Genomic DNA, 13,375 nt, shown 5'->3' with positions numbered 1-13,375 from the left:
AATGTACAATGCTGCGGAAAAGACAGACTTTGTAATCATGACAACGACTAGACTGAGTGCGGCGAAACGATTGAGCCCAAAAGGCAATTGGGCTTTGATCTTAATTCGGGCGATTGGATAGAGGAAAGATGCCGCAGGCTTGCCCTGCGGAGCTTCACGTTTCTCGCTAACTATGACTCGCCCAACGACCCTGGATGAGGGGGAGAGACTCCACCTATTTAGCAAGAAACGTAACATTCCCCACGTCAAGCATGGGGCATTTACACATAGTAGGTCAATTAGCTGAACAGCTACCCATTGCAATAATTACCCAGTCGAATCCATGGCAATGAAGCTCGTCGCTGACCCGTGTTAAGATCTAAGCCGCCAATCGCATCGATGAATCGAACTGCACCGCCATTCTACGACTAGATCTATGCTTCCAACGATGTTTCGATGAGCTGCGCGATTAGCGGCAGGAGCTGCTTTTTGCGACTTACGATGCTATCGAGTTGGTATAGATTCCGATCCAACCTTGGATAATTGATCTCGTCCCATACCTCTGATACGTGCGACAACAGTAGCAACGAACCGTTGCTCACCACGTCCGTTACGAGTAGAGCTGAAAACTCTAAGTGATTCTTGCGAGCCATCTTCTCCAAGGCGGCAAGCAAATCGTCTCGCCGATCCCAAAACAAATCGAAACCGATCTCTTCGATCTGCGAGATAGAAAACCGTTGGCCGTGCTCGACGAATTCTTTGCAGTCCTCGGTTACGACCTCATCCGCGCAGCAGGTTCGCAACGCTGAACCGATCGCAAAGAAATCGTTGGCGTATTGCTTGAGATCAACCTCGACTAGCGTGGAAAGCCAGTTTAGGACTTCGCGATCCACATCGGTCGTTGTGGGGCTTCGCAAATAGAGAGTATCGGAGATGATCCCCGAGGCCATGCACAATGAAATCCCAGGATCGGGAGTCAAACCGGCTGCTCGGAATTGTCTGGCAACGAGTGTGCAAGTCGACCCGACCGGTTCATTGATGAAACGAATGGGCTGCGTCGACTTGAGCCCGCCACCCAGTCTGTGGTGATCCAGCACCTCAAGAATGTCAGCCTCTTCCGCTCCATTGACCGCTTGTCCGAGCTCGTTGTGATCGACCAGAATCAGACGCGGCTTGGGAGGATTGACCAAGTCCGATTTGGAAAGCACTCCGACCAATTCACCCTTGTCGTTGACGACGGGAAAGATGGTTTGCGAAGAATCTTCGACGATGCGTCGCGCATCTTCAATCGGCATCTTGGCGGGCAACGATGTAAAGTTCGTATCCACCGCAGAGTCGATGAACTGAGCTGATTTGATCCGCATGGTAGTGGTCGCGGTATCAAAGGGGCTCTTGATTACAGAAACCTTGCGAGCCTTAGCCAACTCCACCAGCCCCGAGGAGAGTGTGTATCCTCCCGTGACGACGAGCGCCCGGACGCCGTGCTCGATCGCGGGCAATTGAATCGTTGGCCTATCGCCACTGACCACGATCAAGTTCGCGGCGCGGAACTGCTCCATTCGCTCGATGAATCCACCAGCGCTCATGGCTCCCACCATGACGAGCAATTCGTCTTGTTGAAGCGGATCGATGCCGTGTTGAAATTCGCCCCCAACCACATCGCAGATTTGTTGTAGATTGCTGGAAACCGTACGGGTGGCTTGAGGATCCTGGTCAAAGTTGAGGATGATCTCCATCAGCTTGATCAACGAAAGCAGGCCGACTACTTTCTGCCCATCGTCAACGATCGGAATCGCGCGCAGTTCTTTGGCGTGCATCTGCTGGTAGACGTTGTAGAAAACGTCACCGTAGCGTGCGGTTACCACATTTTTCTGGCAGACATCCATCACCTCTGGCCGAACGTCCATCACCATGCGAGGTGGAGGCAGTTTGGCTTGTTTTAGTACGTATTCGGTTCGCTTGTTGGGGGGGCCGCAGCAGGCTGCTATGGCCTCGGGCCGAGTGGTTTTTTGGAGTAAATCCGCATAGGCAATCGCAGAGCAAATCGCATCGGTGTCGGGATTGCGATGGCCAAAGACTAATACACTCATTTATTTTGCATATAACCAGAATAGATTTTGGGATGCTCGAATACCGAGCACACCCTAGCATAACATAATCTTAGATTAATCGGCTTGGGTGTTCGAGCGAAACCCCTATTGCAAAGTGTCGCACGTCACGCGAACATCTTCAGCAGGTGACTGTCATTTGTTCGTCAGTCCAATTTTCATAGTCCACCCGCAGCTACGCCCAACCGTGCTGGGGCCAGGAAAGGTAAAAAATGCTGGAAATCCAACTCCCTGATGGGACCGTAGTTCAACACTCCGACGATGCGAGCCCCCTAAGTGTTGCCGAATCGATCGGCTCTCGGCTCGCCAAAGCTGTCATCGCTGCCAAAATCGGCGACCAAATCGTGGATGCCACCCGCTCTCTCAAAGCCTTTGCAGGCAACGGTCCCATCCCGCTCAAGCTACTCACGGACAAGGATCCTGAGGCACTCGGGGTCCTGAGGCACTCCTGCGCCCACATCATGGCCCGCGCCATCATGAGACTCTTTCCAGACGTTTCGCTAGCATTCGGGCCGACCATCAACAACGGCTTCTACTACGATTTCGACCTGCCTCACAAGCTTAACGAAGGGGACTTTGTCGCCATCGAAGCCGAGATGGCAAAAATTGTAGAAAAAGCCGAACCGTTCGAGCAGTTCTCGCTGGACCGAAACGGGGCCGTCGAACTTTGCTCGGATATGAAACAAGCCCTCAAAGTCGAGCATATTCAAACCGGCTTGGGCTCGCACGAAACCCTCGGCTTCTACCGCCAAGGTGAGTTCGTCGACCTTTGCCGAGGTCCTCACATTCCCGATGCGGGGCGGATTAAGGCGTTCAAGGTGATGAGCGTTGCTGGGTCGTATTGGAAAGGGGACGCTTCCGGCAAGCAGCTTCAGCGAGTTTACGGCACCGCTTGGTTCAGCGCCAAGGATCAGCAGGCTTATCTCGACCAATTGGAAGAAGCCAAGAAGCGTGACCATCGCGTCATCGGCAAGAAACTAGGGTTATTCCAAATCAGCTCAGAGGTCGGCCAAGGCATGTGCTTATGGCTCCCTAAAGGAGCACGCATTCGCGGACTGCTGGAAGAGTTCTTGCGAAAGGAAATGCTCAAGCGAGGTTACGAGCCAGTCTACAGCCCCCACCTAGGTCGCGTCGAGCTCTACGAAACCAGTGGGCACTTTCCCTACTATCGGGACAGTCAATTCCCCCCTCTGTTCGTCAACGATGCAGGGGCGTTGGTCGATGCTTGGATTCGCCGCTTGCAGGAACCAGAGGGACTCTCGCAGCTTCAAGAAACCGCGTTCTTGCAATCGGCAGAGGTGCTAGGTTGTGAACTCAAAGGTTACAGCGTTCAGTTGCCCGTCGCGGAACGCGTGGCCATTTTGCAAACTTGGCAACGCGGGCATGAGCGATATCTCGTCAAGCCGATGAACTGCCCGCACCACGCACAGATCTTCAAGGCCATGCCACGTTCTTACAAGCAGTTGCCTCTGCGGCTGTTTGAGTTCGGAACGGTCTATCGCTTTGAACAAACGGGTGAGCTGAACGGGATGCTTCGAGTCCGGGGGCTAACCCAAGACGATGCTCACATTTTCTGCACTCAGGAACAAGTCGAACAGGAGTTCCGCAGCACCATCGAGTTGACCCGCCTCGTGCTGGAATCGGTAGGGCTCAACGATTACCGCGTTCAGTTGTCGCTCCGAGACCCCAAGAGCGACAAGTACGTCGGCTCGGAAGAGAACTGGACCAAAGCTGAAGCTGCGCTGCGAAAGGTTTTAAACGAGTCAGGACTCAACTTCTCGGCTGCTGAGGGTGAGGCTGCGTTTTATGGACCTAAGGCAGACTTTATGGTTCGTGACTGCATTGGTCGGCAATGGCAGTTGGGAACAGTTCAGTTGGATTACAACTTGCCAGAGCGATTCCAATTGGAGTACGTAGGAGCTGACAACAAGACTCACAGACCGGTGATGATTCACCGAGCACCATTTGGGTCGATGGAGCGTTTTGTCGGCATGCTTACCGAGCACTTTGCCGGAGCATTCCCCATGTGGCTGGCTCCCGAACAAGTTCGAATTTGTCCTCTTAGCGAGAAGTCGAACGACTATGCTTTGGAATTGGAAAAGGAGTTCACTGAGGCGGGCTTTCGAGTCACCACCGATTTGCGTGGAGCCAAGGTTCAGGCCAAGATTCGGGATGCTCAACTGGAATTGATTCCGTACATGGCTGTGGTAGGACCGCGAGAGGCAGAGACCCGCTCGATCGCGTTGCGAGATCGGCTAGCCGGTGAGCTCGGCACGAAAACCGTTGCCGAGGTTCTGGAATTCTTGCAATCAGAAGTCCAGGAACGCCGAATTCGGCATGTGGCAGAGCGGAAAATACCTGACTCGCAGCCAGCCCAGGAAGAAGCGACTAGCAATGAGTACTAGAAGTTGCTAGTTTTTTGGACCTGGTCTGATTGTCAGCTAGAATAAACTGTGAAGTTGGGGGTAGAGCAAATTCTCTGCCCCCAAAGCTTTCCAGCAGTTTATTTCCCCCCATTTTTCCCGCGGATCGAAAATGTTTCAGCCAGTGGTTAGCCCTGTACTCGTTCCACGGCGAGGCCTACTAATCGTCGTCTCGCTCCTGTTCTTAGCGGGACAACTGCTGGTACAGCGTTCCGAAGCATCGGTCGCTATTCATCCGGTTTCGTTGAGCAGCGCGATTGTTGAAGTGCGAGAGGATGAGTTGATCGTTGATCTAGAGATCATGCTCGAGGATTTGGTGCTCTATCAATCCTTGGTCGCCGACGGGGAAATGCGATATTCGGCTGAACAACTTCAAGCCGCCGCTATCAAGCATCGGGACTTCTTACTCGAGTACTTTTCTATTCTGGACGTGAATGGACGGCGACTCAAGGAGGATTCGGCCTCCGAGAACACGGAGCAGATTCCCGAGAACGGAGTTCACCAGAGTGAATTGATGAGCAAAGTCGTGCTCTACCGTGTTCGATATGAACTAAAGGAGACCAAGCCCCAGTATCTGACTTTTCTGCAAAACTTTGGGGGAAAGAATTCGGCTTTGCCCGCCATCATGGATTTGAGTCTATGGCATCGAGATCGCATGGAGCATGCGACGCAATTGGCTTTTGGAAAGCCGCAGTCATTTAAGTTTGACTGGGAGCGTGTCTACGAGAACAAACGCCCCAGCTTTGCGGAGCTTCGCAAGAAACGCAAAGAGCAATTCGAAGAGTCGTTGGGAATCTCGAGCTACACAGGTTTGTATTCGTTTTTGTACATCAATCGCTTTGAGGTAAGGCATGAGTTGCTCATTCCACTGCTGACATTAGAACAGTGGGTGAAAATTCCTCGCGAGAACCCAGACTTCTTAGAGGTAGACGAGCAATCGAATGCGAAAGAACTTATCGAGAAGTTCTTTGCCTCCAGCAGTCAAGCCACCATTGATGGTCAGAGTGTTAAGGGGACGCTGACTCGCTTGAATTTTTTCAGTCTGGATATTGCGGACTTTGCGTTGAACGCTGATCCGAGACGCGTTAGCGCACATCAAGCAAGAGTGGGAATCATTTGGACTTACCCGAGTAAACAGACCCCTAAAGAGATAAGCCTCAAGTGGCAGGCTTACTCGGAGTTCGCCCCTTATCTCAATTCCATAGTGCTTGTCGGAAACGATGCACCTGTGCGGCATATGTTCCATTCGCTGGAGCCTGAATTCGAGTGGAAGGGTGATCTGGTCGGAGCCAGCAATGCGTCCGTTCCGGTGACCGTGTCGAATCCGTCTGAATCGGAACGAAAGCAGATTGTCGAAAGCATTCTGACCAATGTCTATCGATCGTTTGATTTTCGAGAAGATGAAGACGTTTATGCAGCGTTAGAAAGTGCCGTGACCGGTCCACTTTTGCGAGAGGTTTATCTTCGAGTGAAACGGTCGCTCATTATGGCCGAACAGGGGGGCACGCTGGCGCACGCCGAGCGAGTTCAAGTTACGGAGTTGAAGCAATCCGGGAGAAAGAACGCTGACATGGAGGTTTCGTGGCAAGTCACCAGCGTATCCGAGCACTGGGGGCATATACACAAACAAACAACCAGTTTCCGGGCCAAGCTATCTCTGTCTCAAGAAAACGGATTGTGGAAATTGAGTGCATTTCAATTACTAGACGAAAAGAAGATCCAATTCGAAACAAGCATTCGTGGAAATGATCAGCGTACGTAATCTGAAGCATCAATATAGCGAGGGTGGATTCGTGCTTTCGATCCCGACGCTTACCATCCCTGATGGCGACTCGGTCGCACTGATTGGTCCGAGCGGTTCCGGTAAAAGCACTTTGCTCAATCTTATCGCCGGTACGATTGCTTGTCAGCAAGGCGAGATCGAGGTTAATGAAGTTCGCGTCGATCGGCTAACCGACTCAGCCAAGCGACGCTTTCGAGTTCGGGACATTGGCTTTGTGTTTCAAGAGTTAGAGCTGATCGAACACTTGACTATACGCGAGAACATTTTGCTGCCGCTGTTGATCAATCGTTCGGCTCACGCGGCAGGAGATTACAACGCCAAATGTGAAACTCTCGCAACGCAAGTCGGTTTGTCGGACAAACTCAATCGCCGACCTAAGCAGCTTTCGACGGGAGAGAAACAAAGAGTCGCTCTTTGTCGGGCCTTAGTGACTTCGCCCAAGCTGATACTTGCCGATGAACCCACAGGTAGCTTGGACCCGCACACGACGCGAGTCATTCTGGATCTGCTGCTGGCTCAATCTAAGGAGACTGGTGCGACACTATTGGTAGTGACGCACGATCATACTCAGCTAGAACGATTCTCAAGGGTAATCGACATTTCGTCCAATCCTGGATGAATCACTTAGGCTAGTAACTCATATTCGCCTAAAAACCTAGGCGCAGCCCTTCGTTTAACCGCGTGCCCAGCGGGCCGCGTTGATCTCTCCAACTCAGCCCTCCTCCCTGGCTTAGTGAAGATCAGCGTGAATTAGTGTTCCCAAAGACTTTGATCCCGTTCCAGATTCACGCCTGTTGTATTTCAAGAAGACTAATCTTCGCTAATTCCGGATTCCTAACGCGAGGTTGAGTAAAGCTCGGCTTCGATCTTAACACGGGCCGGCGACAAGCTTCATTATAATTGATCCTATCGGGTAATTATTGCGATGGGTAGCTGTTCTGCTAATTGACCTATTTTGTGGAAATGCCCCACGCTTGACGTGGGGAACTTAGCGAGAAACGTGAAGCTCCGCAGGGCAAGCCTGCGGCATCTTCTCTCTATCTGCGGCCCGAATTAAGATCGAAGCCCAAAGCTCATTAGCTGGGCCGCCTTAGGATCTAGGCCGAAAATTGATAAAAAATCTTGTTGGCTGTATGCCCTTCCTCTTATACTTTTCAGATGGTCAGGTTCCAGACGTGCGAATTCTTCTCGGAGATCTTTATGAGAACGCTCATTGCCTTTGCTTTCGCTTACCTCGGGCTTTTTCCCTAGTCTCAGCAGTATTTTGGAGGAGTCGACATGTTAAAAGTATTCCGCATCTTCGCCATGTGTTTGACGCCTGCAAGCCTCGCCACGTGTACGGTTGGTTTTGCGTCGGATGAGACGGCTACTGATGTGATCCAGCCTGCTGTAGATATCGCTCGAGCCATCGAGTCTTACGAGGTAGTGATTCACCGCAAGTCAACTGAGATCACGTTGATGCCCACAGAGGCTACTCGAGACGTTGTTACCCATACAAAGATTTGGTGCGATTTGCGGAAACCCGAGATGGTTGCTATCCAGAGAGAGGATATTTCTGATGGCGAGAAAAAGTTCTTGCTTCAGAATAGTGTTTTTGTATTTGCTGACGGAGTATTGCGAACGAATACGAGGCCAAATGTTTCCAATGCGCAAAAGATGAGTTTCGATTCTTTTCGAACAACAAGTCGCTTACCCTATCCGGAGCTCCTCGGTTTTGGCACCGTGCCAACTGGCTTGTCGGAGACAAAAGATCAGTTTTTAGACCAATTGCTTCAAGTAGAAAATGCATCCGTCAAACGATCCCCGGATGGTACCGCGACAATCGTTTATAGGGTTGAGGTTGAGGGAGTAGAGGCGTTAAAGAGCATGGTCTTTGACAAGACAACCCTAGCGCCGTCGAAGGTGTCGATGAAGATCGGCGATTTTTGGACTCAGGTCTGTTCCATCCGACGCCAAGATGTAAACGATATTCCGGCACCAGTCCACCTTAGGCTTTCAACTGACCAAAAGGATCCGAGGGCACCGAATAGCCCACCGGTCCGACATTCTGATGAATGGGTGGATTTGGAATGGAAATCGATCAATCAACCTATCGTGTTCCCAAGTCACGACAAGCTTCTAGCCGCAAAGGAAGCGGAGATCGACAAGTTACTGGAAATTCCTAAGGAGGAAGAACAAAAGCACCCCTGATCGATTAATGCGGACCGCAAAGACAGTCGCATCGCGAAGCGAGTCCGGCGTTGCCTTGTAGACCGCAACAAATCACCTCACGATGCGGTTACGGCGCAGCACGTCGGGACAGCTTAGATTGGTCGGACAAGGCCTGACTCAAAGCGAGGCATGCCGTAACGCGCGAAGTCTTATTACGGCCTACTTGCAGCACAAAATTTCAAACTTTACCCTTCTCACTTCAATGTTCTGCTGCCCTACCGGTGGGCTAGCGCCCAATGGCACTTACTTTGTTGTTGAATCTGGTAATTCATTGGGTTTTTGTGGTTTTTGGCGTTTCCGGAAGTGTGTCGCTTTAGGACGTCTAGCATAGGCTTCGCAAGGAAAGCTGCGTCCCGGACGCTTGGGAAGCTTTTTTCGTGATGCATAATGTACGGCTCGCGGAAAGCGATCGAGCCATTCGCTCGCGTCGCGTACCTCGATGCCTTGGAGCATATGACGGTACACCGACCATACACCGGTAAAACTGAGCTCACGCGGTTCGCAGTCTGCTTCTAACGCTGCCTAGCGACGCAACTGAGTTGCCAAATTGTAGGCTACCATCGATACCGAGAACTCCTTTAAAAACATATCTTTCGACTTAGCAGGCATTTGTTCGGTACCGATACCACCCAGAACTGATACCCTCGAACTAAACGTCTGTCTCGGATCAAAGACCTCCCAGACTAACTAAGCAACGTAACGCGTTTGGGAAGGACTCGGATTCGCATAGGCATCTCACCGCCACTATCTCCATCGAATTGATAGCTGGACACGTAACGGTTGGCGTTCTCGCCCGCCGATAGATTCTCACAATGCAATTCCGTAATGCGTCTCTCAACCCAATCGGATCGCTTGCGGTGCCGACCACGTAACACATCGAGGTACTGAAATAGACCTCTGATCGGCCCGCTCTCAGTAAATACTCCTAGATCGAGCAATCCATCGCTAGGGTCTGCTTCGTCAAGTATGTGGAGTTCCGTCGCGTACTTAGGTAAATTAAAAACAAAGACCCATTGGCCTTGAACGATCTCTTCACGATCAGTTTCGTCGCTACGAAACTTGATCTGATGAACGGGCCATCGATAAGTAAACCAGGCTCGGATAGCCTGGGTGCGATAGGCCCAGCGAGTGATATGCGATTTGCGATTGGTATGAACCAACCGAACGACTTCGGAATCGAAACCGACCGATACCATGATCAACCCCAATCGACCATTGATTTCCATAGCATCGAGCACTATAGACTCAGCTCGTTCCACGCGTGCAGCACACGCTTCGACCGAAAGATTCCAGCCGTAATACTTGGCCAACAAATTCTCCGAACCTAACGGTAGCACAGTGATCGGAACCCCTGACGGGGCACGTGCCGCGACCGCATTTACCGTACCATCGCCTCCTGCCGCAATGACGGTTGCTAACGAACCGCTTCCCCAACGGTCTGAGATTCTCGCCTCTAATTCCCCTAGTTCGAATTCCACATGAACATCAAAACCTTTACTCTCGAGATGACTAGCCAACTGATGCACTAGTTCCAAACGGCTCTTGGATCCCGACTTGGGATTGGCCGCAATGATCACCGACTTGGAACCAACTCTACTCATCGGTATTAGCTTGACCTTTGATCGTTCGCTGGGCAACGTCCCACGCCGAGATTAAATGCTCAAGATACTTTTCGGGTGACAGGAGCCCATCGTCGTCAGATCCCGCCATCTCAAGCAACCAGCCTGCACCGTACTTGTCGACGTTAATCAGCGAGGGATCATCGAGCAACTCCTCGTTGATAGCGGTGATCTCACCTGCGATTGGAGCGTACATGCCGCTCTCCGCTTTCTTGCTTTCGATGCTGCCAAACTCTTGTCGATGGGATAGCGTGGCTCCAACAACCACATCGAAATCGATAAAGTACACGTCTTGTAGTAAACGAACCGCGTAGGCCGAAAACCCAAATCGAATTGTCCCGTCAGATTTTGGTATCGCCCACATGTGATTCTTGATGTACCGTCGATCGCAAGGAAACTCGGCACGAAATTCACCCATCATAAAGGTGAGTGGCGAACTCATGTATACCGCACTCCTCGCAATTGCTCTTCAAAGAATCGAGGCAGCAATCCATCGACTCGCAATAGTCCATCCATCGTCAATCGAATCTGATGAACGTCACCATTCTCATCCCGATCGAGTTCAACAAACCCATCACCCACTAACTCTTCCCATTCCGATTGCCAATGGTCGACTATATTCTCAGCATACTTGGCTTGGAAATACGGAACATCTAGATACCCCTTCTTAAGTTGCAAGATCATCTCGCGTATGAGGGATTGCAATGGTGTCGGCTGATAAGCGCGTCCTAGCGGCAATCTTCCCTCATCAAGCAAAGCCCCCAGGTACTGCCCCCACTCTGGCACATTCTGATAATGGATCCCGGACAAGTGTCCAAAGCTTGCGATGCCCGTGGCCAAAAGATCGGCTCCTTGCCATAAGTTGTCTCGATAAGAGAAGTTGACCTTGCTCGAATCTTTCACGACGGTGTAGGCGCTGCTGATTTTGTAACCAGCTGCTTGGAACTCTTCAAATGCATAACGAACCCAATCTCGCTTCGTCTCCCAAGTTGCAACAGGGGATTCGGTTTTGCTTTCCAGCAAGCCTTTGGATATCACGGTATTGAACGGTAGCTCCATCTGATAGATGGTCACACTCTCAGGTGATAATTCGAGTGTGCGACGAACGTTCTCTCGCCAATTGTCCCAAGTCTCGCCGACCATGCCTGATATCAAATCAATATTCACATTCGGGAAACCTGCGTTAGCGATCCATTCCCAAGCTCGATGAATCTCTTTGGACAAGTGGGCCCGACCGTTCTCTTCTAGGATAGCGTCGGAAAAATTCTCGACCCCCAGGCTCAATCGCGTTACCCCGAGCTCTCTCAGGGTGTTGACTTTTTGCTCGCTCAGTGTCCCCGGCTCGCATTCAAACGTGACTTCCTCCGCCTTCTCCCAAGTAATACTCTTGTGCAAGCGTTCGAAGAGGGAATGAAGCTGCCGAACGCTAAGGAAACTCGGTGTGCCCCCTCCGAAATAAACAAATCGGATGGGACGCCCCCCCATCGCTTTTTGCTGCGACACCAACTCGATCTCCCGAGACAGTGCCGACACATAGCGTTCAATTTCCTCCGCATTGACGTTGGTCAAAACCTTGAAGTAACAGAACTTACAACGCTTGCGACAAAAAGGGATGTGTAGATACAGCCCCAGAGGAACATCGCGAGGCGGCTTGCCAAGGGCCTCTTCAATGAGGGGCACCGACCCGCTGGTCCACTGGGAATAAGGTGGATAGTTGGAAATAAAGTAGCTTCCAACCTCGGTTTTCGTTGCTTCGGTAGACATAACGGACCATCTTTATCGGGTAGCGTATTTCTAAACGTCTCTCTATCTTAACCCAGTCGCCCGAAATCGTCTCGACTTCCAATGAGCTTTTCAAAAATGCAATCTTCCTGGGATGTGATCATTATCGGTGGTGGTGCAGCCGGCTTGTGGGCCGCCGGAACCGCCGCACAGCGTGGTCGCCGTGTACTGGTTCTGGAAAAAAACAATAAAGCGGGTGTTAAGATCCTGATGTCGGGCGGAACCCGTTGCAATATTACCCACAATTGCGAAACTCGAAAAATTGCCGAAGCCTTTGGCAAGCAGGGCAAAGTACTCCTCTCCCCTCTCAGTCGCCTCGGCCCGATGGATGTGATAAAAGAGCTCAATCAATTGGGGGTCGAGACCAAAGTGGAAGAGACGGGAAAAATCTTTCCCGCCAGCGATCGGGCCATCGATGTTCGCGATGCCATCGTGAAACGCCTGCAACAAGCGGGAGCACAGCTCTGGACCGGTTCGCCAGTTACGCATGTGCGCCCTCTTCCAGAATCCCGAGTAGATGCAAGCTCTGAGATGGGATCGAACCCTCGATTTGGAGTCACTGCCACGTTCGGATCCACGACTGCGGAACTGACATGCCAATCGGTTTTGATCACCTCCGGTGGTTTAAGCTTTAGCGGATGCGGAACCACGGGGGACGGATACCCATGGGCTCAATCGTTCGGGCATACCGTCACTCCACTACGTCCCGCGCTTACACCCCTTTTGTCTCACACGAACTGGGTTCACGAGCTAAGTGGTTTGACCCTCGATGATGTCAACGTGACCACCAAGCTAATCGGCCCCGAAGCTCCTAAAAAACTGGAACGGGCCAGCTCGCGCGGTGGATTGTTGTGGACCCATTTTGGATTGAGCGGACCGACGGCCATGAATGTATCTCGCTGTGTATCCGATCTGCCGACTGAACAGCAGAGCTCGGTCCTGGTGGATCTACTGCCGAATCAATCACGCGAAGAATGCGATGCATGGCTCTCCAAGGAGATTCGTACCTCCCAAAAGTCGATTACCAATATTCTTTCGCAACTCATTCCTCGCAGACTCTCGCAATCCCTTATGAAGCAATTGCAGCTAAAAGAAGATCTGCATGGCGCGGAGTTTTCCAACAAAAGCAAGAACCAACTGCTCGAGTCACTCAAGAATCTAACGATCCCCGTTCATGGTACGAGAGGTTATGCCAAAGCGGAGGTCACCGCGGGTGGTGTAACGCTGAGCGAGGTGAACTTTCAAGACATGCAAAGCCGCAAGCATCCGGGCTTGTATTTTGCTGGCGAGATCCTCGACTTGGATGGACCAATTGGCGGCTTCAACTTTCAGGCCGCTTGGAGCACAGGTCATGCCGCCGGATTGCATGTGTGACGCCTTCGCGAAGGGATATCGAACGTAGAGCGCTAAGCCCCCTCGACCTAAAAAATTAAAAGCGTAACGGCGCAAGCCGTACGGTGAGTCGGGCAA

The 13,375-nt window shown here is 51.6% G+C and carries 9 protein-coding genes; 5 read left to right on the top strand and 4 right to left on the bottom strand.

The genetic code is table 11. The annotated features are described in order from the left end of the window. Positions 1-413: 413 nt before the first annotated feature. Complete coding sequence (locus SH449x_RS18355; protein WP_482377529.1) at positions 414-2,069, bottom strand: putative manganese-dependent inorganic diphosphatase; 1,656 nt, start codon at positions 2,067-2,069, stop codon at positions 414-416. A gap of 230 nt (positions 2,070-2,299) precedes the next feature. Here SH449x_RS18355 and thrS point away from each other — a divergent pair, with 230 nt between their 5' ends. The 4 genes from thrS (at position 2,300) to SH449x_RS18335 (ending at position 8,483) form a co-directional block, all read left to right on the top strand. Continuing rightward, the gene (gene thrS, locus SH449x_RS18350) at positions 2,300-4,492 is read left to right on the top strand and encodes a threonine--tRNA ligase (protein ID WP_482377528.1); all 2,193 of its coding nucleotides are present in this window, start codon (positions 2,300-2,302) and stop codon (positions 4,490-4,492) included. Positions 4,493-4,622: 130 nt separating this feature from the next. Further along, complete coding sequence (locus SH449x_RS18345; RefSeq protein WP_482377527.1) at positions 4,623-6,272, top strand: hypothetical protein; 1,650 nt, start codon at positions 4,623-4,625, stop codon at positions 6,270-6,272. Continuing rightward, positions 6,256-6,912 (top strand): ABC transporter ATP-binding protein, encoded by a 657-nt coding sequence (locus tag SH449x_RS18340; RefSeq protein WP_482377526.1) that lies wholly within the window; start codon positions 6,256-6,258, stop codon positions 6,910-6,912. The genes SH449x_RS18345 and SH449x_RS18340 overlap by 17 nt, the downstream gene beginning before the upstream one ends. Positions 6,913-7,571: 659 nt before the next feature. Beyond that, a complete protein-coding gene (locus tag SH449x_RS18335) occupies positions 7,572-8,483 on the top strand; it encodes a hypothetical protein (RefSeq protein WP_482377525.1) in 912 nt (303 codons plus the stop codon). A gap of 704 nt (positions 8,484-9,187) precedes the next feature. On the opposite strand, the gene SH449x_RS18330 is transcribed toward SH449x_RS18335, so the two are convergent. Genes SH449x_RS18330 through SH449x_RS18320 form a run of 3 tightly spaced genes read right to left on the bottom strand, consistent with a single transcriptional unit; the run spans position 9,188 to position 11,887 of the window. Then, positions 9,188-10,105 (bottom strand): diacylglycerol/lipid kinase family protein, encoded by a 918-nt coding sequence (locus SH449x_RS18330; protein ID WP_482377524.1) that lies wholly within the window; start codon positions 10,103-10,105, stop codon positions 9,188-9,190. Continuing rightward, positions 10,098-10,565, bottom strand: a complete 468-nt coding sequence (locus tag SH449x_RS18325) for a glycine cleavage system protein H (protein WP_482377523.1) — start codon at positions 10,563-10,565, stop codon at positions 10,098-10,100. Before SH449x_RS18325 ends, SH449x_RS18330 begins: the two co-directional genes overlap by 8 nt. Then, entirely contained in the window at positions 10,562-11,887 is a 1,326-nt protein-coding gene (locus tag SH449x_RS18320) for a coproporphyrinogen-III oxidase family protein (protein WP_482377522.1), read from the bottom strand. Before SH449x_RS18320 ends, SH449x_RS18325 begins: the two co-directional genes overlap by 4 nt. Before the next feature lie 96 nt (positions 11,888-11,983). On the opposite strand from SH449x_RS18320, the gene SH449x_RS18315 reads away from it, so the two are divergent. Next, the gene (locus tag SH449x_RS18315) at positions 11,984-13,279 is read left to right on the top strand and encodes a BaiN/RdsA family NAD(P)/FAD-dependent oxidoreductase (RefSeq protein WP_482377521.1); all 1,296 of its coding nucleotides are present in this window, start codon (positions 11,984-11,986) and stop codon (positions 13,277-13,279) included. Positions 13,280-13,375 lie beyond the last annotated feature (96 nt).

This window comes from Brakhagea baltica, assembly GCF_052161605.1.
GTDB lineage: Bacteria > Planctomycetota > Planctomycetia > Pirellulales > Pirellulaceae > JBKCUI01.
This window is presented reverse-complemented; position numbering and strand designations above follow the sequence as displayed.

Coding starts and splice junctions, on each gene's coding strand:
- SH449x_RS18355 (WP_482377529.1), bottom strand. CDS start 2,069: ATGAGTGTATTAGTCTTTGGCCATCGCAATCCCGACACCGATGCGATT.
- thrS (WP_482377528.1), top strand. CDS start 2,300: ATGCTGGAAATCCAACTCCCTGATGGGACCGTAGTTCAACACTCCGAC.
- SH449x_RS18345 (WP_482377527.1), top strand. CDS start 4,623: ATGTTTCAGCCAGTGGTTAGCCCTGTACTCGTTCCACGGCGAGGCCTA.
- SH449x_RS18340 (WP_482377526.1), top strand. CDS start 6,256: ATGATCAGCGTACGTAATCTGAAGCATCAATATAGCGAGGGTGGATTC.
- SH449x_RS18335 (WP_482377525.1), top strand. CDS start 7,572: ATGTTAAAAGTATTCCGCATCTTCGCCATGTGTTTGACGCCTGCAAGC.
- SH449x_RS18330 (WP_482377524.1), bottom strand. CDS start 10,105: ATGAGTAGAGTTGGTTCCAAGTCGGTGATCATTGCGGCCAATCCCAAG.
- SH449x_RS18325 (WP_482377523.1), bottom strand. CDS start 10,565: ATGAGTTCGCCACTCACCTTTATGATGGGTGAATTTCGTGCCGAGTTT.
- SH449x_RS18320 (WP_482377522.1), bottom strand. CDS start 11,887: ATGTCTACCGAAGCAACGAAAACCGAGGTTGGAAGCTACTTTATTTCC.
- SH449x_RS18315 (WP_482377521.1), top strand. CDS start 11,984: ATGCAATCTTCCTGGGATGTGATCATTATCGGTGGTGGTGCAGCCGGC.